Below are 22,434 nucleotides of genomic sequence, written 5' to 3'. Positions count from 1 at the left end.
GACTTTTTACATAGCCGATATACAGGCACATTATGCCAACCGGCAAAAAACAGAGATTTAGATTTAAAACCCTTATTAAATTTCCAACTTAATAACAATCCAGCAGACAAGATACCCAACAATAAAAAATACCATCAGTAAAATTTGGATTAAAAGATGATCATATACTATATTTTTAGCCACAACTCCACTAAGTACGTTCAAAGCAATGACTATAAAAACTGGAATTAAAATCCTTGACATCTTTTTCTTTTCCATGTTATCACCAAATAAAAAAAGCTGATCATAAATCAGCCTATACCAAATTCGAACACTATATACTACTTTTAACACTATCCATAACATCATTATATATATTTTATCTTCAGATGATCAAAATATTAAAAAGAAAGCTGAATTTGTAATTACTTTTTTAGTAACAGCATATAATGGATGAAATATAAATTCGATGAAAATATCTATGCCCGACTTAATTTAGCTGAAACAATATTTTCAATTCTGAAGAGAAAGTATGGAGAGAATCTGTGCAAAAGGTATAGAATTCAAGTAAAAAAAGTGAAGCTAAAGTTATTGATACGTAATCACAAAAGGAATGTCAAGATTATGTGTTTAACCGGATAAAGGATTTCCACACAACTCTCCTTTTAATTCTCCATCAGCATTTCAAGATAGGATGTCCTGATGGAATCCTCTTTTTTTATCCCGATGCTTTCAAGGAACTCGAACAATCTTTCCCTGTGAGAATCAATATCCGAATCTGCCACCAGTTCCACTTCTACGAACTCTCCAAGACCTTCCACTAAGTCAAGGCAGATGGTGATGTCACCATATCTGTAGATATCACGTGTTTTTTTCACAATTCCTGATTCAAAAAAACCAAGGGAGACAAGAATGCCCTTTGCTGCCATCCCATCCACAGAGGTTTCAAATTCCTCCCTTGTCTTGGAGACGCTGTCGAGCTTCCTGCCCTTGTAGGTCATGCGCGTGCCGCCGTTGACACTGCGCAATCTCAATGCTTCGTCAGTTTCTGCAAAATCACGATGAGGTGCATTGTAATACACATCAAGGTGATCTTCCGTGCGGACCTTGAGTGCGCCCATTTCCAGGATCCTGTCCCTGACAGGACCGTGGTCGGCACGCACCTTGATCTCGATCTCTATCATCTTATGCAGGGACGTACTTGGTTCCGTAATAGATCATACCATTGTCGCCGCTCTCACCGAGCTTCCTGAACACTGGCTTGACCTTCATACCAATACGTGCATCCTCAGGTTTGCAAACTATCTGGCTTGTGAACCTTGGACCCTCGTCCAGCTGGACGATACCAAGCACATACGGAGCCTGGTGTTCAAAACCTTCTGCTGCTGTGTGAATGACAGTATAGGTCACGATCTCACCGGGACCGGAGAACTTGTGTGACTCGATCTCACCGTCACGCCTGCACTTAGGGCATACGTTACGTGGAGGATAATAGTATGCATCACAGGTCTTGCAGTGCGTTCCAACCAGATTATACCTGTTTATCTGCTTTCTCCAGAATCTTGCTACAGACATTTAGATCACCTCTCCCTCGCTAAAATGTGTACAACTGCTGTCGCGCCGGAACCTCCGACGTTGTGAGTCATTCCTACCTCAGCACCGTCTACCTGACGTCCGCCAGCCTCGCCGCGCAATTGCTGTGTGACCTCCACGACCTGCTTGATGCCGGTAGCACCAACAGGATGACCACATGATTTCAGACCACCTGAAGTGTTCACAGCTATTTTTCCGCCAATTGCTGTTTCTCCCTCTTCGGTCATCTTTCCACCCTCACCTTTCTTTGCAAAGCCAAGGTCCTCGATAGCACATATCTCGGCAATGGTGAAACAGTCATGGACCTCAACAAGGTCAATGTCAGCTGGTGTCATCTTTGCCATCTCGAATGCACGCTTGCCTGCTGACACGGATGCATCCAGTGTTGTGATATCACGACGGTCATGCAGTGCAATGGTATCGCTTGCCTGTGCTGTTGCCTTAATATAGATAGGAGTGTCCGTGTACTCATGTGCGATATCCGCAGGAGCCAGAACAACTGCCGCAGCACCATCTGTTATCGGAGAGCAGTCGAATATGTGTAATGGATCTGCCACCATGATGGAGTTCAGTACACTGTCCACGGTTATAGGGCTCTTGTACTGTGCAATGGGGTTCATGGAACCATTCTTGTGGTTCTTGACCGCCACAGCTGCCATCTGTTCACTGGTTGTACCATACTGGTTCATGTGCATCCTTGCGATCATTGCATAAAGACCAGGGAACGTTGCACCCATTATGCCTTCCCACTCACGGTCTGCCGCTGCTGCCAGAGCTGAAGAAGCTGCTGTGGATGAAACATCGGTCATCTTTTCAACACCTGCTGCCATCACAATATCCTCATGGCCTGAAGCAACTGCCATCACGGCCTGCCTGAATGCAAGGCCACCTGAAGCACAGGCTGCTTCCACACGTGTTGAAGGAATATGAAGGTCCAATGACAGACCTGAATAATCAGCGATCAAAGCACCAATGTGCTCCTGTTCAACGAACTGACCACCACTCATATTACCGACATACATGCCATCCAGCCTGTCGCCGCTAACTCCGGAATCCTCAATAGCTCCAATACCTGCTTCCACAACGATATCCCTGAAGGAGCGTTCCCACATCTCACCGAACTTTGTGTTTTTTACACCAATAATTGCTACATCTCTCATATCAACACCCCTCATCCGAGCCTGATCTTTCCTTTATGCTTGGCATACATTGCATAGTCCATATAGATCGGATCTGCCAGCAGTCCTTCAACTGTAGGTGCTGCATCGCGTACCTCATCGATCTTATCGGTCACTCTGAAACTGAAGGCATCTCCGCCAGCTCCTGAACCGAATGCTGTTGCGAATATCCTGTCACCTGGTTTTGCCTGGTCAAGTGTTGCGGCAATACCCATCATACATGAACCGGAGTATGTGTTGCCCAGCCTCGGGACGACCAGACCGGGTTTGATCTGCTCTTTGCTGAATCCCAGCATCTTGGCCACCCTTGAAGGGAACTTACCATTTGGCTGGTGGAAAACAGCATTATCATAATCAGAAGGTGATGTACCCATCTTTTCCATCAGGCCATTTGCAGCACCGCTAACATGCTTGAAATATCCTGGCTCTCCGGTGAACCTTCCACCGTGTTCAGGATAAGGCATGCCCTCACGTCTCCAGAAATCAGGAGTGTCAGTAGTAAATGAGTAAGTATCCTCAATAACTGCCACCATCTCAGATTCCTTGCTACCGATGATGCAAGCGACACCACCTGCTGCTGCAGTGTATTCCAGTGCATCGCCAGGAGCTCCCTGGGAAACATCGGCACCAATGGCCATTCCAAGATCGACCATTCCACTGGAGACCAGACCCATACATGCCTGGATCGCAGCCGTACCTGCCTTACAGGCAAATTCAAAATCAGCTGCAGTCATAGCTGGTGTTGCCTCAATGGCCTCAGCCACAATAGTACTGGTAGGCTTTACAGCATAAGGGTGGCTTTCAGAACCCGTATAAACGGCTCCAATACGTTTGGGATCTATGTTGTTTCGTGCTACTGCGGACCTTGCAGCCTCCACTGCAATCGTAGCAGTGTCCTCATCCATGTCAGGTACTGATTTTTCATTTACCATCAGACCTGCACTGAGAATATCTGCGTCATCTCCCCATACACGGGCGATATCTTCTACTTTTATCCTGTATCTAGGAATATAAGCACCATACGAGACAATCCCTACACTCATTTTTATTCACCTTTTGATATATTAAAAGTTTTCAAGATGTATCTAAAAGAGATACTCTTTCACTCGATTATATGATACTGGCTGTACTTTTTCAGGACGTCCACCAGTTCATCAATATCCATTGTCGTTGCAAGAAGTGGTATTCGATCTATCTCTGCCATCTTCCTGGCCATCGGATCGACCTGATTACCCCTTATTCCGTGAATGACCACTGCACCGGGTTTCAAATTCGTTACGCGGATAGCCACCATTGGGGATTTTCCGGTAGAAACCTTTGTGAATATCATTGCACGCTCGGTACTCCAGCCATACAGCTTCTGGAACTCATGGGATGAAAGCTCAAGAATGGCCTTTTTACTGTCCACAACAGTGAAACCGTAAAGAGGCTTTTCAACTCCCTTGTTCACAACATCTGCTTCGATCAGGGTTGCAAGCTTTGCAAGCTGTATAGGATATGTATACTCATACGTAGCATACACTGCCTTGGCACCCGGATCCGTATAAAGCATCCCTTCATAGCTATGGATCTTCTGTCCGCCTTTGGAGGTGTCGATCTCCAAAAGTGCGTCTACGATCTTGCTTACAATAAGAGTACCGGGAGATTTCCTTCTGCCACTTTCATAATCACTTATCACAGAAGGAGATACACCAAGATAACCAGATAGGTCGGTTTGGGCAATATCAAAGTTCAATCGCCACTTCTTCAAAGCCTCTCCGGGCTTCTCAGATAAAGTGATCTCACCTGCCATCTTTTCAGCCAGACGCTGACGGATGTTCTCATGGGCCATATCTTCGGTCATGCTTCGTTAGTCAAGAGGATTAATCTGCATATATATTTAGCGAATGGGATTACGACAATTGACGAATAAAAATCCTTATGTTGTTCAAGTATTTATAAAATGCCGATAATGTCCTATAAATCATGCCCTTGATAAATCTCAAACTGCATGCAAATGTTTCTGAACTGACCCTGTACCTGAAGTGCCCCAGACAGGTCTACTATGCTTACCGAAACCATAAGCTTGCTCCGGAAATAACCCCAGAATACCTTGAGCACATGATGCTAAAGGAACTTTCCCTTGGATATCCGGATGCTATTGAGAGAACTACGGATGAAAAACAGAACATCCATGACGAACTTAACATCGAGATGGAACGTGTAAAAGCTGAGCTGGAATTAATATATTCTACCGAACTACGAGATCTGCCTTTAAAAGTACTGGAAACTGCTGAAAATATTGTTTCTGAGCAGATCGACAGCATTGCTGCGAACCTTACGGAATCTATCAGGAAACATGGCCGGGAAGAGATCATACAGAGGATCAGACCATATCGTACAGAGCCAGTGCTGCATTCTGACAAATTGAAGATGACCGGCATACCTTCTGCAATTATACAGTACAAGGAAAGAATGGTACCCCTTAGCATAAGAACAGGCAAATGCCCGGATTCCGGTGTTTGGGGAAATGACAGGATCCACATTGCAGCCATTGCAATGCTTCTCGAGGACAACTACGAGGATAGTGTCGAGCATGGTTTTGTGCAATACGCAAGACATGGGAATATCCGAAAAGTTAAGATCAGACCGGAAGACCGCCGACAGGTCCTGAAGATACGAAAGCGTGTTGACACTATAAAGGAAGGCATCCTACCTGAAAGGAAAGAAGGTCCCATCTGCAAATATTGCAATTTTACAAAATTCTGCACCACTACGAAGTCATCCCTTGCTTCCAAACTCTTTTGAGAAGGTTACAGCAGCCAAAACCTATTTATGCATTCTTCCAGTGACCATCTACGATGTCAAAACCTGTATATCTTGGAAAACTGCTTCTCCACTGGTGCAGTAATTGTAATGTGCCCGTACTTGGGAAGAAATGCAGTTGTGGAGAGAGCACTCAAAAGGTAGAGGTCACCCCTCCTGGAGATATACGTCCGGCATTCCAGTACGACATAGATAATATCAATGCTGTTTCAATGAAGCAGTTCAACGCACCGCTTATACCGGAAGGACATCTTGTTGTGATGAACAAGGCCCCATACGATGACAGGATGGAAGAGATCATAGTTGACGGGGAAGTTCTCGCAAGCATTCGTTTTGAGATCGAAAAACTCAAGTGGGTACTATTGCCAAGACTGCCCGGTGCAAGACGTCTTTTCGAAGGGAAGGACCTCAAAGACATGAGAGGATGGGTTGTACTGGACAGCGGAGCTGTGAATTTCATATTAAAGGGTGCAAGCGTACTTGCACCGGGAATCGTTGATGCCGACCCTGAGATACAGAATTCCGATGAAACGGTCGTACTTACCCCCGAAGGAGATATCATAGCTGCCGGTCGAGCACGCATGCCAGGTGCCGATATGCTGGAACACAAGCGTGGTGTCGGGGTCAAGACCCGCTGGAAAGGCAAACCTGAGAAACTGAACGTTCCTGAAGGTGGGCAGACCTGGAACGATGCCGTAGAGGCGAACTCGGAAATCCTCGATCGTTTTGAGGAGAAAGCACATTCATTTATCAAAAACGTGAATGAGACCGTTAAAAAACCGGTCACAGTCTCATATTCCGGTGGCAAGGACAGTCTTGCGGTACTACAACTGACAAGTGAATGCCTGGAAAATTATGATCTTCTCTTTGCAGATACCGGACTGGAATTCCCTGAAACCATAGAGAATGTAAAAGAGATCGAGAAATTATACAATAAACCACTCAGGACAAAAGATGCAAAGGAAGCATTCTGGGACAGCGTTGATAATTTCGGACCGCCATCTGTGGAAGCACGCTGGTGCTGCAAGGTATGTAAGCTCGGCCCCATCACACAGATAATCGAAGAGAACTACGAGAATGGATGTCTCACTTTTATCGGCCAGAGAAAGTATGAGTCAGATGCCCGGGCAAAGAGCGAACGTGTGTGGAAGAACCCATGGGTAGGGAACCAGGTGGGTGCATCCCCAATACAGGACTGGACCGCAATGCACGTCTGGCTTTATATTTTCAAGACCAAGGTACCATACAACGTGATGTATGAACGCGGTTTTGACAGGATCGGATGCTGGCTGTGCCCGTCCTCATCACTGGCAGACATTGTGCGTTTAAAGGAAACACACCCACAGATGGAAAAGAGACTTAATGACTACCTGCTGGAATATGCAGAACGTATGGGACTCTCAAAAGAATGGGTGGACCACGGATTATGGAGATGGCAAACCCTGCCGCCTGCCATTGCAGAAGTGGCAAAACAGAAAGGCATCAATATCATACCAAAGAGCGAAGTAAAGGGCAACCTGAACTTTGCTGTGACCTCCGGATACAGGCCATGTCGCGAAGGTGGAATGTCTGCAGAAGGTAGTTTTGGCATTGCACTTGATATGGAACTTATTGAAAGCACCGGACAGCTTCGTGCTGCCGGAAAGCCTGCTTATATTGAGGGGGTCGCTTCAGTACAACATGAGGATGACCGTGCACAGATATTTGCCTCGGGAACTATCACTGCAAGAGGTAATGACGAGAAAAGTGCACGCAAGTTCATGACCAATGTGGAAAGATCGGTCAGGCGTGCCCTGAAATGCATGGGTTGTGGCGTCTGTGTGGGAAAATGTCCAAACAACTCCATTACAGTCAAAGACGAGAAAGCTATCATTGGAAACAAATGTATCCACTGTGGCGCCTGTATTGATATTTGTCCGATCGTGAAATTTGGCTGATGAAACGGATCAATGTACCACATTGTCCAACCAGAACGTTTATACATAATATATAACAACATAATTTGGTGATTTTTTGGTAAAAAGAGCACTGCTGAGCGTCTCTGACAAAACTGGAATCGTAGAGTTTGCAAGAGGACTGGAGCAACTGAACATAGAGATCATATCGACCGGCGGAACTGCAAGGATGCTCCGTGATGCGGGTATTGAGACTACCGATGTCTCAGAAGTGACCGGATTCCCTGAAATGATGGGAGGCCGTGTAAAGACCTTGCATCCAAGGATACACGGCGGCCTTTTGTGCCTGAGAGAAGATGCCTCACACATGGGAGAGGCAGAGAAGGAATCCATAGAGCTTATCGACATGGTTGCAGTCAACCTTTATCCCTTTGAGATAACAGTATCAAAGGAAGGTGTTAACCTTGAAGAGGCGATCGAGAATATCGATATCGGTGGACCTACATTGTTACGTTCTGCCGCAAAGAACTATTCATCTGTCGCCGTAGTATGTGACCCCGATGATTATGGACACATTCTCAAGGAATTAAGATCATCCGGCGTTGTTTCTGACCAGACAAGAGAAACACTTGCAGTCAAGGCATTCCGCCACACTGCAGACTATGACAGCACAATTGACACATACCTGAGCAAAACGCTGCTTGGCGAGGATGTTCTACGCATGAACTTCACCGATGGCGTCAAACTGCGTTATGGTGAGAACTGGCACCAGGAAGCAACATTTTACAAGGACAAGGGAATTGAAGGACCTGCACTCTCAAATGCAAAACAACTGCATGGAAAGGAGCTTTCCTATAACAACTATGTTGATGCCGACAATGCACTCCAGACCATCAAAGAGGTAGGGAACAAGAAGCCAGCTGTTGCTATTGTCAAGCACAATAACCCCTGCGGACTTGCAACTGGAAATACCCTTACTGAAGCATTGCAGCATGCATGGGACGGCGACCCAATATCCGCCTTTGGCAGTATAATCTGTACGAACACCGTATTCGACATGGAATCCGCAGAATTCCTCAAAGGAAAGTTCGTCGAGATTATCCTGGCACCTGGATTCGAGCATGATGCACTGGAATACCTGAAGGAAAAAAGCGCAAACCTTCGCTTGCTTGAGCTCCCACAGTTCAATGAGAGTTTTGATACCGATAGCACATACAAGTATGTCATTGGAGGCATGCTGAAACAGCAAAGGAACATCGGCCTCTACGAGAAATGGGACTGTGTGACAGATGCACAATACCCTGAAGAGAAGCGGGAACTATCAGAGTTCTGTATCGCTGCCTGTAAGAGTACAAAGTCAAACTCTGTAACTCTGGCATATGAATACAGTGAAGGATGTTTCGTGATGCTCTCCATGGGTGCAGGACAACCAAACCGTGTTGATTCCATCCGCAAGCTTGCAACCACAAAAGCAAAAGAGAACCTTGAAAAGATCTATGAAAGGGAAAAGCCGGACATGTCCTTTGAAGAGTACTGGGAATCCATACTTTCCGAATGTGTCATGGCGTCAGATGCTTTCTTCCCATTCGACGACAGCATAATCCACGCTGACGAAAGCAACATCAGATATATCATATCCCCGGGCGGATCGATCAGGGATGACGAAGTCATAACTACCGCAAATCGCCTTAACATATCCATGGTTTTCACAGGAATGAGACACTTCCTGCACTGAAAGACCAAAAAGAATGTGTACATAACTACACATTCCCTTATTTTTTGTTTTTCTTTGAATTTTCTGGAGTTGGCTAGTCCAATATTGTTTCAATTACAGCTAATTGTATTTCAATAAAAATATTAGAATAATAGCTTATAAATAAGACATATCGGCACCATGTGACCTCATAATGATAAAACATACAAATTTCACATATGTGAACATATTCGCAAATCAGAACTATTTAAATAAGATTTCCTAAACTATATATACAATTGATACACAATCACCAATGGAGTTGATGGAACTGAAATCAACAGGGCTACTAAGCATTTTAACATTTTCTGAAAAACGAAAGGACCTCCTGTTCCTGTTAGAAAAAGGACCACGATCATTATCCCAGATAAGAGAACATTTTAATGTAACTTCTCCAGAGATATCGCCCCGATTGAAAGAAATGGAAGCTGCAAACTTTATCTACAAGGATGAAAAAGAGTATCATATAACCCCCATTGGCAGAGTTGCAACCAAATACCTGAGACCTCTGATCGATACACTTCACTCAATAGAGAAAAATGAGACTTTTTGGAAAGAACACATTCTGGAAGGCATTCCACAACATCTTCTTGACAGAATATGTGAACTTGGCGAGTGTTCCATCCATGAAGAAGGTCTTGAGAATATATACGATTCCCACAAGATATTCATGAATAGTATTGCCGAAGCAAAAGAGGTCTACGGAGTTTCATCAATATTCATACCTAGCTACCCGGAATTTTTCTCAAACCTTTCAAAGAACAGCGTACCCACGTCCCTTATATTAACAAGGAACGTCTTTGAAAAAGTGAAAAATGAGTACACCGAAATGATGCAGAGCTGTTTGGATTCAGAGGCAACAAAGCTTTACCTGATCGACAATGCGAAGGTTGCATTCGTCGCAACTGACAACTTCTTTTCCCTGTCCCTCTTTTTCAAGAATGGGAGCTATGACCCACAAAGAGATCTGGTCGGCACAGGAGATACCATTGCAAACTGGGGAAAGGAACTCTTTGAGCATTACAAAAAAGAGGCCAGGGAAATTACATCCCTGTAAATGCCTTTAATCCTACCATCACACTTGATTCACCGTCTACAACGAACAGGCGCTTGTGCATTCTGCCCTTTGACTCATTTTCCGTAGGCACTGTGAACCTACTTATGCAGATAAATCCTGCGATGAAACTGTAAACCAGAATGATAGGCTCATAGGCAATAGTCTCTGAAAGTATCAAAATTCCCAGAAGAGAATGGGAGAACAGATGCATGCCCAACAGGAGGTCACGGGTCCTCTGTGGTCCAAGACTCACAGGCAGGGTCTTGATACCAGCAAGAGCATCACCCTTTATGTCCTTGAAATCATAGACAGAGGAATTAACGAAAAGTTTGATCCCAAAGAAAAGGAAAACTGCGATCACAGGGAAAAGACTTTCAGCATACCAGCCTGCAATACCGGCAATGAAGGCACCCCATGTTGTACCCACAACAAGATTTTTTACTCCAAGACCACCTTTTAGTTTCAAATGGTATTTGCCGACCTTTATCCCTTTACTGTAAAGATAACCAGTAACAAGAGGAAGAAATGCGAGAAGTAATATTCCATCGAGGAACAGGAAATAAGCACCTGCTAAAAATGCAAGCAACGAAACGAAAAGTGCTACATCCCTTCTTGCACCTGTAAGCTCAGACCTGTTGACAGCATCCTCTTCAGAATCAAGCGCACGGTCCAGTGTATATACTGCATAGACGACCAATCCACCTGCAACACAGGAGAGAAGATTGAATTGCATCTGGAGCAGAAGGAAAGCAAGATATATCCTCAAAGCCCCTGAAATTGAAACCAGCGTGGAACTGTTCAACAGATGCAGGGTTGGCAATAGCCCGGAAATGTCCGGGAGAACAAAGCGATTGCTGCTATTGTTGTTGTTTTTTGGATAGCTCAACTGATTTGTGGAAATTACTGTTTTTTCAGCCATGAGTATAATAGTAGCGGACTTCCAGATATTATTAAAGTAAAATATGATTATACCATTAGACTAAATTAGACCACTCAACTAAGAAATAACTAAATCACTAATATATACCCTTGGAAAAATAACTACCAATTGTATTACACTATCCGGATGAAGTATCTGGAAAGGATCTGAAAGAGCAGAAAAACGAAGAGTTAGGGATGGTCGAATGAGTTATTGAATGACCAAATCCTGATAACTCAAGAGGCTGAAAATGAAAAACTATTGTCCTTCAATCCCGACAGAGATCACAAACTATACAGATAGAGATCAGCAGAGAACCACCATAACCTGCTACAAGGAATCCTCCAACCCGAAGAACATGTGGAAACTAAAGATGATGGATATACGATCCCGATCAAACAGTCCCTTTGAACCATCCGGAAACGTACTATTCGGACCCAATTCACATTACTGGACTGATACAAATGGCCTGAACATATACATCGGCTCCTGCGACACAAATGTGATCGGATATTCAAGAGAAGGGGTAAGCAAATTTATTTCGAACATATTTATACAGGAATTTCCAGAGATGGAATCTGCAAATGCCAGAACTTTTGGATATGATCTTGCAGATGAGATCAGCATCTTAGACCATATGGATCCCGGAAAGGACAGCCACAGAAAAATCAGGATCGGATGGTCATCCATGGCACTTGTTTTTTTCTACAATGAAATACAGACCAATGAGACCATACCCCTATTGATAGACGATCGATGCCACAATATCCATAAAAAGAGATAATACGGAACTGTTTTATAAGGTGTTTTCTTTCTCACCACCAAACCTTTTTGAGGAAAACACCAATGAACCCCAGAGCCCGAATGTTTGCAGAAGAAAGCATCTCAAAGGTCCTTTTCAAACTATCAGTGCCAGCAACCATAGGAATGGTAGTTCAAGGACTTTACAACCTCGTGGACACAATTTTTGTCGGAAGGGCACTGGGGGCTGAGAGTGTACAGGGAATAGCAGGTATTACAATAGCATTCCCGATCCAGATGATAATAATGGGAGTTGCACTTACAATTGGAATTGGAAGTGCATCCATAATATCGAGAAGCCTTGGTTCAAAAGACTACAAACGTGCTGATATTGCACTTGGGAATGCCATATCTGCAATACTGGCACTCAGCATACTTATCACAGTACTGGGAAGCATTTACATCATACCCCTTCTGAAACTGTTCGGTGCTACTGAGACAATCCTGCCATTCGCATTTGACTATACGAGAATAATATTGTATGGGACGATCGTTTTTGCATTCTCAATGACGGTCAATAATATCGTTCGCGCAGAAGGCAATGCAAAGGTTGCCATGCTGACAATGCTCATATCTGCCGGACTGAACATAATACTAGACCCGATATTCATCTTCGGACTTGATATGGGAATAGAAGGTGCTGCCATCGCAACAGTGATATCACAGGCTGTCAGCGCCATATATCTGGTCCATTATTTCAGAACTGGAATGAGCAGCCTGAACTTTCATGCAAGTAATCTCATCCCTCATTCCGATGTTTTCAGGGAGACAATTGCCATCGGAACATCCTCTTTTGCAAGAAGTGCATCAGGAAGCCTGATGATCATTGTAATAAACAATGCACTGGCGATCTACGGAGGAGATATACCCATAGCGGTCTTTGGTGTTGTCAACCGCCTTTTCATGTTCACATTTATGCCAATGATAGGCATAGTGCAGGGATTGCAGCCTATTGTAGGATTCAATTATGGTGCAAAGAACTTTGAGAGGGTCATTACTTCAACGTCGCTTGCCATAAAGGTCACCACCTTAATATCGATGGCAGGATTCCTGTTGCTGTTCCTTTTTCCCGCCCAGCTATTCAGTATCTTTACCACGGACCAGCAATTGATAGAGGCAGGCAAGTCTGCTACGCGCATCATGGTACTTGCATTGCCTTTCCTAGGGTTCCAGATAGTAGGAGCATCCATCTACCAGACACTTGGAAAAGCCAGATCTGCATTCATCCTTTCCATCAGTCGACAGGTGCTCTTCCTGATACCACTTGTATTGATACTACCACAATTTTTCCAGCTGGAAGGAATATGGATAGCTTTCCCGATATCCGATGGACTTTCATTCATTGTGACCTTTGTAATGCTGGCAAAGGAATACAGCGCTTTCAAGGGCACCATTGCATGATACAACGATGGAACAACTGAACATCAGCTAGTCCCATCGTCGTAATTATTTTCGTTATTGTTATTGCTGATAATTGTTGTTATCCCACCACATCCTGACCCGCATAGTATCACCAAGGTGCAGGATGGAACCATCTTCGTTCCGGGGCAGGACCGTACCCAGATATTCCCTCAGGATCCCCAGTTTTTCAGGAGTGTATGCCCTGTAGTGCGGTATGTAGTGTTTTACAGCCTCCTCCAGTGAAGAGAAGAACATACTTCGCTCTATCGGGAACACGTTCATGTTAGGATAGATGCCCATATCGTAGAGAACGTTGTACATTATGTTGCACTTGGGTGAGCTGTGATATTCCTCATTGTGAAGGGCAGGCCATATGGCACTATATTGTTCATCCCAGGAGGTTTCCCCTGCAAACCAGTAAATATAGACAGCCCCGCTGGAAACTGCCTGTATCTTTTCAAAGGCCTGCCTGATATCTGGAACGCTCAGCGAATAGGAAGCAATGACAACATCATAGTCATCACCCACCTCTTCGATATCGATGTCTTCCCAGCCTTTGTGTATGCATCGGATGTTGTCGATGTTCATCTCATCAATATTTTCCTGCAGAACGGACATCATACCATCAGAAGGTTCAACAGCAACAACTTCCCTGACACGCTTGGAGATGGGAATTGCAAGTGCCCCCGGTCCTGAGCCTATATCAAGGACCCGTGAATCCGGCTTAAGGTCGATCTCGCTTAGAGTATGCTCTATCCTGGCAGCGCCTTTGTCCCTGGACATTTCCCAGTACCTTCTGGCACTTTCTTTGGTTTCCCATATGTCCACCTTTTCCAATGACCCATCCACTTCATTATAGAGTCTCATCTGTTCTTTCCAAACTTCGTTCCAGTCGATGTCCCTGATATCCATAGACAAGAATATGGGAAGTTATCAAAAAAAGATTTTGCTCCATAAAAAGAGGAGAATATTCCAGAAAATGCAAATATTCAGAAGAGGACGAAACTTAGAAAAATGAGTATTAAGAACACAAGATTAAACCAAAAAAGGAAGAAAAGAACAGTAAGGAGAGTAAGAGGAAAGAGAACTACGTATGAGTTCCCTTAACCTTAGAAAATACAAGATCCTTTGTTAAAGTTTTTCAGCTATCTGCACAGCATTCAAAGCAGCGCCTTTGAGGATCTGGTCACCACATACGAAGAACTCTAGACCGTGGTCACCGAATACAAGGTTCTGCCTGATCCTGCCAACTTCCACATCATACTTTTTGGTGGCAGTCAGTGGCATCGGGTAAACGTTGTTCTCAATATCATCTTTTAGTTCAACGCCCTCGATTTCGCCCAATAATTTCTTTGCATCCCCAGGTGAGATCGCCTTTTCGGTCTCGATCACTATGCTTTCCCCATGTACTCTCATTGTAGGAATCCTTACACATGTGCAGCTGATAGCCATATCAGGTTCACCGAATATCTTTCTGGTTTCCCAGACGACCTTCATCTCCTCACGGGTGTAATCGTTGTCCTGGAAACTATCGATGTGCGGAATTGTGTTAAAGGCAATAGGATGAGCAAAGACCTCATTCTTGACCTCCTTGCCTTCCAGATAATTTCTGGTCTCCTCGGTCAGTTCGCTCATTCCTGCAGCTCCGGCCCCACTGGTAGCCTGATAGGTGCTGATGATGACCTTCTTCAGACCATACTCCTTGTGAAGGTTGTACAGAGGGATTGCTGCAATGGCAGTCGTGCAGTTAGGATTGGCGATGAGCTTAGAGTCCCCGATAGCATCAGTATTGATCTCAGGTACCACCAGAGGAACTTCATCATCATACCTGAAAGCACTGCTGTTGTCAACCACATAGCAGCCTGCATCTGTTGCCTTTTTGGCATTCTCCTTGCTCCAGCCTCCGCTGATCGCAAAAAATGCAATATCAAGCTGTGAATAATCTGCTGAACCGGCATTTTCAATAGTGATCTCACCAAAAGGTGTCTCGATGGTCTTGCCTGCACTTCTCTCTGATGCATAGAGCCTTAAGCTTTCTACAGGAAAGTTCCTGTCATGAAGAACTTCGACGATTTCCCTGCCCACTGCACCAGTAGCGCCCATAATTCCTATCTTGTAACTCATTTTTCTTCATCCATTAGTTGCTGAGAGTCCATGAAAACCCTGAGTTTCTTTATTAGCATCAAGTATTATGTGAAATTGTGTGAATATTGCTTTTGGAAATCTCAAATTTGCCCAAATTGATCAGCAATTCCACTTGTAAGTCCGGCTTCTGCTATATATCATACATATAGAAATAGCCTATCCTTGTTTTTACTGACATTATAGCAAATGAAAATAAAATCCGTGCATTTAATTATCATCAATACATTCTAACCCCCATGAAATTCACTAAAAGACCACTTCTTTTGATGATACTTGACGGCTGGGGATACTCACCGGAAGATAAAGGAAATGCCATCGCACTGGCTGATACCAGCAACCTTGATCGTTTGGTAGAGGAGTATCCAGATACGATACTCAGTGCTTCAGGAGAAGACGTTGGGCTTCCGGAAGGGCAGATGGGGAACTCTGAGGTAGGGCACCTGAACATAGGAGCAGGACGTGTTGTTTACCAGGACCTGACCCGCATTAACAGAGATATTGTGAACGGAGATTTCTTCAAAAACCCTGTGTTGCTGCAAGCTATCAATAATGCAAAGGAGAAAGGTTCAGCTCTTCATTTGATGGGACTTTTTTCTTATGGCGGAGTACACAGCCATATGGACCACATGCGTGCACTCATTGAGTTTGCGAAGAACAAAGGACTTGACAGGATCTACATACATGCATTCCTTGATGGTCGAGATGTTCCACCAAGAGCAGCTCTTGAGGACATGAAAGAGCACGTCAGGCTCTGCGAATCCACAGGGTGTGCAAAAACTGCGACAGTCGCTGGAAGATACTATGCAATGGACAGGGATAACCGCTGGGATCGTGTGCAGGCAGCATACGATGCTATCACCCAGGGAATTGGATTCCGGTCCAAAGACCCGATGTCCGCTGTTTCAGAAGGTTACGAAAGAAATGAGGATGATGAGTTCATCAAACCTACGGTGATTGTCGATGACAACGGAGAACCTGTTGCCACGATCAGAGATAATGATTCCGTGATATTCTTCAATTTCAGACCTGACCGTGCAAGAGAGCTTACATACGCCTTTGTAAACGACGATTTCGATAAATTCGAACGCAAGGTGCATCCTAAAGTTCACTACGTATGCATGTCCGAATATGATGAAAAACTGACAGTGCCCATTGCATTCCCATCAGAGGAACTTAAGAACACGCTCGGAGAGATCCTCAGCAAGGCAGGGATAAAGCAGTTGCGCATTGCAGAAACTGAAAAGTACGCCCATGTAACATTCTTCTTCAATGGAGGAGTGGAAAAACAGAACGAAGGCGAGGAAAGATGCATGATCCCATCGCCAAAGGTCGCTACCTATGACCTCAAGCCCGAAATGAGTGCATATGAGGTCACCGAGGAACTTATCGAAAGGATCGGATCAGATGCATATGACGTGATCATACTGAATCTGGCGAACATGGACATGGTAGGGCACACCGGAATAATGGAAGCTGCCATCAAAGCAGTGGAAGCAGTTGATGATTGTGTTGGAAAGATAGTTGACCGGGTCCTAGAAGCAGGAGGGGAAGCAATGATCATGGCTGACCATGGAAATGCAGAAAAGATGGTCGATCACTCCACAGAACAAGGACACGTCCACACTGCACATACAAGTAACCCGGTTCGCTTTGTGTATGTTACAAAGGACAAAGAAATTTCACTATCAAAAGGCAGGCTTTCGGATGTAGCACCTACCATCCTGAATATCATGCACATAGAACAGCCAGCCGAAATGACAGGTCACTCCCTGATAATAAAAGAATAATCAGAAATGCCGTAACTAAAAAAATAAGTGGAGAACTAACAAACCAGTCAGAAAGATTTTGATCAGAACCACTGGTCAAGGGTACTCTGTCCGCCACCCATGTTAGCTTCAAGGCGGTCGAGTACCTTATTTACCCTATCTTCTGAAAAATCGTGCTGTTTGCAAAGGAAATCAATGATCCCGGCCCGATCTGGTTTTTCCCATTTAAGTTCATAATCATCAGTTACCGGAGGGTTCATGAAGAAATCCTTTTTGGAATCAAGATCCTCGATCTCCTTTCCGATTTCGAACAGGACACCTTCGATACTACCGTGCTCTTTCACGAATTTAAGAGCCCTTTTCGGGCCGATGTTCTCAAGCCCCGGATTGTAGTCAGTCCCGATGCACATGGCGATATCGATTAGCTGTGAACGTGTCACACCAAGTTCTTCAAGGCTTTCCTCAAGAGAGATCATCTCCGGCTTCACGTCCACATAAAGGTTCTTGCGAGGAAGTTTCCTTTTACCTGTTATCGTCAGATTACGTACAACAGAAGGTGCTCCGAATAGCAGAGAGTCATAATCCTGCGAACCAATAAGATCAGCATCCCCCTTACGTACCATATAGGAAGCCTGCGCCTCTCCTTCAGAAGGTGCTTTCACATAGGGTATGCCCATTAGTTCCAGAAGTTTTATCGAATCCTCAATGATCTCCTTAGTGACCTTTGATGAAGCCTGAGCATACTTGTATGCTTCTTCCTCAAATCCCTGTGCTTTGGCATCTTCCCATTTTGCACTTGCAGCTTCACGTATCTCGTGACGTTTCTCAAGGGTACCGGATTTGAACTCAGGAGGTTTGCCATCAAAAACGAAAACAGGCTTTACACCGCTCTCAATGAGATTTGTGAACCTGTAAAGGATACCCGAAAGGTGGGATGTTACCTGCCCGCTTGAATCTTTCAGAGGAGTACCATCACGTTGCCTGATTATGCTCAAGAACTGGTAAAGTGTATTATAGGCATCAATAGCGACTACCTTGTTTGAAAGCTCAGCTATTTCAATAGTATGTTTCTGAAGCAGATCCCCAATATCCGTGCCCATGTTACCCGGTGATTGTAAAAAGGTCAGTTGTGTCCTGAAAAGTCCTCATTAACATCGATACGCACATCTATTACTGAATCGTCGTGTGCATTGATCTTGCCAACTTTAAGGATGTTCCCTACACGGTCGAGAACTGTTGTTTTAGTTACTTCCACCTGATGTACATCATCACCTTTACCGTTCTTATGTACAATCAATAACTCCTGACCACAAACAGGATTTTTTCCAACTTTAGAAACAAGGTTCTTTACAACCTGCTCAAATTCAGAGTATATAAGCACCTCTGAATATTTTCCAGCTTTCTTGATTATGCCTATCGGTTCTAAATTAATGCGCATATACGCTCCCCTATAACATAACAATCCAATAAATCTAGTACTATAATATAGTCCACATAATACTGCCACATTAATATGCTTTACGGCATCTGTCGACTATTGCAATAAATTTGCACTGATTTTGGATATCAATTTTAAACTATAAGAGAATAGAAAGATAGGAGATTAGCGATATGTTCTCCTATTCATTGTATCCATTGCTTCATCTACCACAGTGATAACTTCATTCATCTTCTTGTCCATTGAACTTTCAATGCTCTGCACGTTTATGCGAAGAGAACGTTCCTTCTCATCCAGCCTCTTTTCGATCTTTCGAAGCCTTATGTCCACAGAGAGGATCATAGCAGCCAATGCACCTACCATAACAATGGCAGATAATATGATCAGAGAGTTTGCAGGACTATATTTGAACCTACCCAGCCATTCATAGGTCAGCACAAAAGACGATACAACCATCACAAGTGAAAATACAATGTCCCGAGTATCCATCATTTTTACCTCATTTACAAATGCTTGCAGCAATATTTTGCTGATGATACGTATTATAATTCTTACATACTATTAAATACTGTGCAGATATTTAGAATTCCAGAGAAATTTTGATAGAAAGGGAGCATATATTGTGAGTTCTGAAAAAGACACATTCCGGGATTACATTCCAATGGTCGTAATGGCCGGATTGATACTGGTTGTACAGTCCTTAGCACTTTTCCTGGCATCCCCCATGGAAGACCTGGGAATGAGGGCTGTGGAAAATCCCGAATCTACAGCAAATTCATTGTATTATATCGGATTCATACTTGTATTCACGTTCCTTCTACTTATGGCTATCAAAAGGAACATGAAATGGGTCATACAGCTCACAATACTTCTTGCAGTAGCAGCAACCGTCTACTATGGATTCTATCCAATATTCTTCATCCTCGGATTAAACCCGGCGATGAGCAATGCAATTGCAATTCCAATGGCAATAGGCCTGACAGCACTGCTTTACAAGTTTCCTGAATGGTATGTCATCGACATCACAGGCATAATAATCGGAGCAGCTGCAAGTTCTATTTTTGGAATATCCTTCGGGATAGTCCCCGCCATAGTACTTCTGAGCCTGCTGGCAATATATGATGCCATTTCAGTCTACAAGACAAAACACATGATAGATCTTGCAGAAGGGGTCATGGACCTGAAACTGCCCATTCTGTTCGTCATCCCAAAGAAACTGAACTATTCATTCATAAAGGACAGTCTTAAAGCAGAAGGAGAAAGGGATGCATTCTTCATGGGCCTGGGCGATGCGGTCATGCCCACAGTTCTTGTTGTATCAGCAAATGTTTTCATCGAGCACACCGGATTTATCTCACAGCCTGCCCTTGGAGCAATGATAGGAACAATCATAGGGTTCTTTGCACTGAGCATCTTCGTCATGAAAGGAAAGCCACAGGCAGGACTGCCATTCCTAAATGGAGGAGTTATCCTTGGATACATTGCAGGCGCTCTGCTCTCAGGAACACCGATCCTGGGATGAAATCAAAAGATAAGAAATAGAACCATAAGATCAAAATTAAAAATAACGAAAAGTGATGCCAAATATCAAGTGGACATCACTCGTTTCTGTTAGGAATTGTTGAGACTCATTTTTTTGTTAGTGATCCATCATGAAGATCAATCTTCATTGTCGACCTTACATCCATTGCCGTTATTACCGGGAGCGATGTTACAGACATCACATTCCTCATCGCAGTCGGGCTTCGAACCATTGAACTCAAGATCAAGAGCTCTGGTACCTTCTGCAAGGACAGAAGCGTTGGACATTGCACCACCGATCAGGACAGCATCAAATATCTCTTCTTTTGTGAGACCTAGCCTGTGTGCCACACGGATGTGCATCTTCATACAGTGATCACAGCGAATTGCCGAAGAAACGCCGATACATATCAGTTCGATTGTCTTGGGATCAAGCCTTTCGAACTCCCTCATGATGGAATTGTCATACATCACTTTTGGTATCAGAAGGTCTGGCATATCCTTCATGAAGTTCAGTATATAGGGAACCTCCCCATACCTTTCCCTGACACCCTCCAATACCTCCGAAACTGCCTCATCAGGCTCTTTTTCCACGATCTCCCTGATCTTTTCGAAATCCATAATGATCCTCACTACTGCTAATATAATTAAATTATTGATCCTACCTCAGACCTGCGTTTGATCTTTATCAGAACATAGTTCTTCATCTTTGAAGGCATGATGTCCGCAATATCTGAAAGTTTGAAACCTTCATCAAACTCAATGTTACCAATAGCTTCATGGTACTCATCAAAAGGCAATTTGACCCTCATTCCATCGAGCTGAAGTGTAATTGGTGCGGGTGTCAGAACATCATGGATATCGGGAACCTGCTCCTGTACTTCCTTCATCAGCCTTGCAGGAAGCACAACAAGCGGATCTTTTGAGATCCTCTCCCTCTTGAGGTTTATCATCTCACCGACCTTTTCATTAAGTACATCCATTGCATCGAGTTCAGGACCTTTCCTCATCCTGTGGGCAACCCTTCCAATGCCTCCCACATACATGTCACATCCGGGAACATCCTCTGTTTTAAGGTCCGGGCCACCACTGACAATTATTGGAATGTCGATCCCTTCAAAGAGCTTTGGCTTCTTGTTGATGATACAATCCTTGAAAGTGCCGAAGGAGAACACTGCAACATCGTGCTCGTTGATAAGTCTCCTTTCATAGTCTGCCGAAAGTGCTACCCTTCTTCCCATTCCTCTTGCAAGACCTATCATGTTGGTGTTCGCACCTCCTCGACGCAGGAATTCTGCAACGTCACATGCTGAATGTGGAAGGTGATGCGAAGCAAGGGTAGGTGATACAACTGCGATCTCAGTACCTGTGAGAGGGGCAGAAGTAAGTTTCCCCAGCAATTTCTTGCAAAGTTCCTCCACAAGAGGAACATCTTTTTTCGGAATAAGCATTACAAGGGTTACTTCTGTGGAAGCAGGAGTCTTTTGTACAAGATAACCACCAAGGTCTTCCAGCAGTTCAAGTATGAGACTGTGTTTGTGAATACCGCCTTCATAGATATATGGTTCAAGCACTGCTGCCATTAAAATCATCTCCTGTCAGATCTTCAAGCATTACGCGGGCCTCATCTATCCATTCCTGTTGCATTGTATCCTCTGATGCCACAAATATGAACTTACCACCATCAAGAGAATGGTAACGTATCCTGAAACCCTCAGGAGTGGCACGTATTGCCATATCCGCAAGCCTTTCACGAAGGGACTTTTCCGGATCATCCACAACGATATCACCGATGGAATCTTCAGTTGCCTCCAGGTCATCAGAGATCACCTCGATCAGATTCCTCTGAGGCTGTATGACATTCGCCCTTCCAAATTGTGCCCATAGTTTTTCCAGGAATTGAGGGATAGTCTTCTCATCCGTTACAGTGATTACCACTTTTGATCCGGGCCTGTCGAGCTCGGTAGACGATATCTCCTTCGCCTTTATAGGAGGAAGACCACTACGAAGGACGATGGCCATCATGAACAGCGAGTCCTCGGGCCTTATCCTCACTTTTATCCTTCCAATGGTCCTTACAAAAGCAAGCTCAGAGATAATATCCTTCATTATGCTTTCGTATGCTTTTGCCTCAGAAGGCTCGGTAGTCTCTACAATGAATATCTCAAGGGGTTCCATGAAGA

Annotated in this window: 23 protein-coding genes; 8 read left to right on the top strand and 15 right to left on the bottom strand. The window is 44.2% G+C overall.

The genetic code is table 11. From position 1 onward, the window contains the following. Positions 1-75 precede the first annotated feature (75 nt). The 6 genes from LI82_RS03150 to LI82_RS03125 form a co-directional block, all read right to left on the bottom strand. A complete protein-coding gene (locus LI82_RS03150; protein WP_048193833.1) occupies positions 76-258 on the bottom strand; it encodes a hypothetical protein in 183 nt (60 codons plus the stop codon). A gap of 386 nt (positions 259-644) precedes the next feature. Continuing rightward, on the bottom strand, positions 645-1,163 hold the full coding sequence (cyaB, locus tag LI82_RS03145) for a class IV adenylate cyclase (protein WP_048193492.1): 519 nt from the start codon (positions 1,161-1,163) through the stop codon (positions 645-647). A 1-nt stretch (position 1,164) separates the two neighbouring features. Further along, positions 1,165-1,554 carry a Zn-ribbon domain-containing OB-fold protein gene (locus LI82_RS03140; RefSeq protein ID WP_048193491.1) on the bottom strand — a complete coding sequence of 130 codons (390 nt, stop codon included), beginning with the start codon at positions 1,552-1,554 and terminating at the stop codon, positions 1,165-1,167. A 5-nt stretch (positions 1,555-1,559) separates the two neighbouring features. Then, the gene (locus LI82_RS03135; protein ID WP_048193832.1) at positions 1,560-2,732 is read right to left on the bottom strand and encodes a thiolase domain-containing protein; all 1,173 of its coding nucleotides are present in this window, start codon (positions 2,730-2,732) and stop codon (positions 1,560-1,562) included. Between the two features lie 11 nt (positions 2,733-2,743). After that, positions 2,744-3,793, bottom strand: coding sequence for a hydroxymethylglutaryl-CoA synthase (locus LI82_RS03130; protein WP_048193490.1), 1,050 nt, complete (start codon positions 3,791-3,793; stop codon positions 2,744-2,746). Between the two features lie 59 nt (positions 3,794-3,852). Next, positions 3,853-4,593 carry a helix-turn-helix domain-containing protein gene (locus LI82_RS03125; RefSeq protein WP_048193489.1) on the bottom strand — a complete coding sequence of 247 codons (741 nt, stop codon included), beginning with the start codon at positions 4,591-4,593 and terminating at the stop codon, positions 3,853-3,855. A gap of 122 nt (positions 4,594-4,715) precedes the next feature. On the opposite strand from LI82_RS03125, the gene LI82_RS03120 reads away from it, so the two are divergent. From LI82_RS03120 to LI82_RS03105, 4 genes are all read left to right on the top strand, one after another. Beyond that, complete coding sequence (locus tag LI82_RS03120) at positions 4,716-5,537, top strand: CRISPR-associated protein Cas4 (RefSeq protein ID WP_048193488.1); 822 nt, start codon at positions 4,716-4,718, stop codon at positions 5,535-5,537. A 53-nt stretch (positions 5,538-5,590) separates the two neighbouring features. Continuing rightward, positions 5,591-7,492 carry a phosphoadenosine phosphosulfate reductase domain-containing protein gene (locus tag LI82_RS03115; RefSeq protein ID WP_048193487.1) on the top strand — a complete coding sequence of 634 codons (1,902 nt, stop codon included), beginning with the start codon at positions 5,591-5,593 and terminating at the stop codon, positions 7,490-7,492. Between the two features lie 76 nt (positions 7,493-7,568). After that, complete coding sequence (gene purH / locus LI82_RS03110) at positions 7,569-9,185, top strand: bifunctional phosphoribosylaminoimidazolecarboxamide formyltransferase/IMP cyclohydrolase (RefSeq protein WP_048193486.1); 1,617 nt, start codon at positions 7,569-7,571, stop codon at positions 9,183-9,185. Positions 9,186-9,468: 283 nt separating this feature from the next. Beyond that, positions 9,469-10,260 (top strand): helix-turn-helix transcriptional regulator, encoded by a 792-nt coding sequence (locus tag LI82_RS03105; RefSeq protein ID WP_330217364.1) that lies wholly within the window; start codon positions 9,469-9,471, stop codon positions 10,258-10,260. On the opposite strand, the gene LI82_RS03100 is transcribed toward LI82_RS03105, so the two are convergent. Beyond that, a complete protein-coding gene (locus tag LI82_RS03100; RefSeq protein ID WP_048193485.1) occupies positions 10,247-11,179 on the bottom strand; it encodes a UbiA family prenyltransferase in 933 nt (310 codons plus the stop codon). The two genes, LI82_RS03105 and LI82_RS03100, sit on opposite strands and share 14 nt — an antisense overlap. A gap of 250 nt (positions 11,180-11,429) precedes the next feature. Between LI82_RS03100 and LI82_RS03095 the strand changes: the two genes are divergently transcribed. Both LI82_RS03095 and LI82_RS03090 read left to right on the top strand, forming a co-directional pair. Continuing rightward, complete coding sequence (locus LI82_RS03095) at positions 11,430-11,963, top strand: hypothetical protein (RefSeq protein ID WP_048193484.1); 534 nt, start codon at positions 11,430-11,432, stop codon at positions 11,961-11,963. A gap of 62 nt (positions 11,964-12,025) precedes the next feature. Then, positions 12,026-13,381 (top strand): MATE family efflux transporter, encoded by a 1,356-nt coding sequence (locus LI82_RS03090; RefSeq protein ID WP_048193483.1) that lies wholly within the window; start codon positions 12,026-12,028, stop codon positions 13,379-13,381. A 60-nt stretch (positions 13,382-13,441) separates the two neighbouring features. Here the strand turns inward: LI82_RS03090 and LI82_RS03085 are convergent, their stop codons facing one another. After that, positions 13,442-14,293 carry a class I SAM-dependent methyltransferase gene (locus tag LI82_RS03085; RefSeq protein WP_048193830.1) on the bottom strand — a complete coding sequence of 284 codons (852 nt, stop codon included), beginning with the start codon at positions 14,291-14,293 and terminating at the stop codon, positions 13,442-13,444. A gap of 219 nt (positions 14,294-14,512) precedes the next feature. Then, the gene (locus tag LI82_RS03080; RefSeq protein WP_048193482.1) at positions 14,513-15,505 is read right to left on the bottom strand and encodes an aspartate-semialdehyde dehydrogenase; all 993 of its coding nucleotides are present in this window, start codon (positions 15,503-15,505) and stop codon (positions 14,513-14,515) included. 257 nt (positions 15,506-15,762) lie between these two features. On the opposite strand from LI82_RS03080, the gene gpmI reads away from it, so the two are divergent. After that, a complete protein-coding gene (gene gpmI, locus LI82_RS03075; RefSeq protein WP_048193481.1) occupies positions 15,763-17,313 on the top strand; it encodes a 2,3-bisphosphoglycerate-independent phosphoglycerate mutase in 1,551 nt (516 codons plus the stop codon). A 62-nt stretch (positions 17,314-17,375) separates the two neighbouring features. Here gpmI and fen read toward each other — a convergent pair whose 3' ends face one another. From fen to LI82_RS03060, 3 genes are all read right to left on the bottom strand, one after another. Further along, complete coding sequence (gene fen / locus LI82_RS03070; RefSeq protein WP_048193480.1) at positions 17,376-18,392, bottom strand: flap endonuclease-1; 1,017 nt, start codon at positions 18,390-18,392, stop codon at positions 17,376-17,378. Between the two features lie 23 nt (positions 18,393-18,415). Beyond that, positions 18,416-18,730 (bottom strand): hypothetical protein, encoded by a 315-nt coding sequence (locus tag LI82_RS03065; RefSeq protein ID WP_048193479.1) that lies wholly within the window; start codon positions 18,728-18,730, stop codon positions 18,416-18,418. A gap of 165 nt (positions 18,731-18,895) precedes the next feature. After that, positions 18,896-19,222, bottom strand: a complete 327-nt coding sequence (locus LI82_RS03060) for a hypothetical protein (RefSeq protein WP_310742493.1) — start codon at positions 19,220-19,222, stop codon at positions 18,896-18,898. A gap of 130 nt (positions 19,223-19,352) precedes the next feature. Between LI82_RS03060 and LI82_RS03055 the strand changes: the two genes are divergently transcribed. Further along, a complete protein-coding gene (locus tag LI82_RS03055; RefSeq protein WP_048193478.1) occupies positions 19,353-20,252 on the top strand; it encodes a presenilin family intramembrane aspartyl protease PSH in 900 nt (299 codons plus the stop codon). A gap of 137 nt (positions 20,253-20,389) precedes the next feature. Here LI82_RS03055 and LI82_RS03050 read toward each other — a convergent pair whose 3' ends face one another. From LI82_RS03050 to LI82_RS03040, 3 genes are read right to left on the bottom strand one after another with little or no spacing between them, the layout of a single operon-like run. Continuing rightward, positions 20,390-20,872 (bottom strand): carboxymuconolactone decarboxylase family protein, encoded by a 483-nt coding sequence (locus LI82_RS03050; RefSeq protein ID WP_048193477.1) that lies wholly within the window; start codon positions 20,870-20,872, stop codon positions 20,390-20,392. A gap of 26 nt (positions 20,873-20,898) precedes the next feature. Continuing rightward, the gene (locus LI82_RS03045; protein ID WP_048193476.1) at positions 20,899-21,834 is read right to left on the bottom strand and encodes a methanogenesis marker 7 protein; all 936 of its coding nucleotides are present in this window, start codon (positions 21,832-21,834) and stop codon (positions 20,899-20,901) included. Next, a complete protein-coding gene (locus tag LI82_RS03040) occupies positions 21,818-22,429 on the bottom strand; it encodes a methanogenesis marker 17 protein (protein ID WP_048193475.1) in 612 nt (203 codons plus the stop codon). The genes LI82_RS03045 and LI82_RS03040 overlap by 17 nt, the downstream gene beginning before the upstream one ends. Positions 22,430-22,434 lie beyond the last annotated feature (5 nt).

Source organism: Methanococcoides methylutens, from assembly GCF_000765475.1.
Taxonomy (GTDB): domain Archaea; phylum Halobacteriota; class Methanosarcinia; order Methanosarcinales; family Methanosarcinaceae; genus Methanococcoides; species Methanococcoides methylutens.
Note: the sequence above shows the minus strand (reverse complement) of the source record. Positions and strands in the feature narration are given on the sequence as shown.

Bases quoted from the DNA above. Each gene is read 5' to 3' on its own strand.
- LI82_RS03105 (WP_330217364.1), top strand. From the start codon at position 9,469: ATGGAACTGAAATCAACAGGGCTACTAAGCATTTTAACATTTTCTGAA.
- gpmI (WP_048193481.1), top strand. From the start codon at position 15,763: ATGAAATTCACTAAAAGACCACTTCTTTTGATGATACTTGACGGCTGG.
- LI82_RS03130 (WP_048193490.1), bottom strand. From the start codon at position 3,793: ATGAGTGTAGGGATTGTCTCGTATGGTGCTTATATTCCTAGATACAGG.
- LI82_RS03100 (WP_048193485.1), bottom strand. From the start codon at position 11,179: ATGGCTGAAAAAACAGTAATTTCCACAAATCAGTTGAGCTATCCAAAA.
- LI82_RS03080 (WP_048193482.1), bottom strand. From the start codon at position 15,505: ATGAGTTACAAGATAGGAATTATGGGCGCTACTGGTGCAGTGGGCAGG.
- LI82_RS03050 (WP_048193477.1), bottom strand. From the start codon at position 20,872: ATGGATTTCGAAAAGATCAGGGAGATCGTGGAAAAAGAGCCTGATGAG.
- LI82_RS03090 (WP_048193483.1), top strand. From the start codon at position 12,026: ATGAACCCCAGAGCCCGAATGTTTGCAGAAGAAAGCATCTCAAAGGTC.
- LI82_RS03065 (WP_048193479.1), bottom strand. From the start codon at position 18,730: ATGCGCATTAATTTAGAACCGATAGGCATAATCAAGAAAGCTGGAAAA.
- LI82_RS03120 (WP_048193488.1), top strand. From the start codon at position 4,716: ATGCCCTTGATAAATCTCAAACTGCATGCAAATGTTTCTGAACTGACC.
- fen (WP_048193480.1), bottom strand. From the start codon at position 18,392: ATGGGCACGGATATTGGGGATCTGCTTCAGAAACATACTATTGAAATA.
- LI82_RS03045 (WP_048193476.1), bottom strand. From the start codon at position 21,834: ATGGCAGCAGTGCTTGAACCATATATCTATGAAGGCGGTATTCACAAA.
- LI82_RS03060 (WP_310742493.1), bottom strand. From the start codon at position 19,222: ATGATGGATACTCGGGACATTGTATTTTCACTTGTGATGGTTGTATCG.
- LI82_RS03150 (WP_048193833.1), bottom strand. From the start codon at position 258: ATGGAAAAGAAAAAGATGTCAAGGATTTTAATTCCAGTTTTTATAGTC.
- LI82_RS03085 (WP_048193830.1), bottom strand. From the start codon at position 14,293: ATGGATATCAGGGACATCGACTGGAACGAAGTTTGGAAAGAACAGATG.
- LI82_RS03140 (WP_048193491.1), bottom strand. From the start codon at position 1,554: ATGTCTGTAGCAAGATTCTGGAGAAAGCAGATAAACAGGTATAATCTG.
- cyaB (WP_048193492.1), bottom strand. From the start codon at position 1,163: ATGATAGAGATCGAGATCAAGGTGCGTGCCGACCACGGTCCTGTCAGG.
- LI82_RS03040 (WP_048193475.1), bottom strand. From the start codon at position 22,429: ATGGAACCCCTTGAGATATTCATTGTAGAGACTACCGAGCCTTCTGAG.
- LI82_RS03095 (WP_048193484.1), top strand. From the start codon at position 11,430: ATGAAAAACTATTGTCCTTCAATCCCGACAGAGATCACAAACTATACA.
- LI82_RS03115 (WP_048193487.1), top strand. From the start codon at position 5,591: ATGTCAAAACCTGTATATCTTGGAAAACTGCTTCTCCACTGGTGCAGT.
- LI82_RS03125 (WP_048193489.1), bottom strand. From the start codon at position 4,593: ATGACCGAAGATATGGCCCATGAGAACATCCGTCAGCGTCTGGCTGAA.
- LI82_RS03135 (WP_048193832.1), bottom strand. From the start codon at position 2,732: ATGAGAGATGTAGCAATTATTGGTGTAAAAAACACAAAGTTCGGTGAG.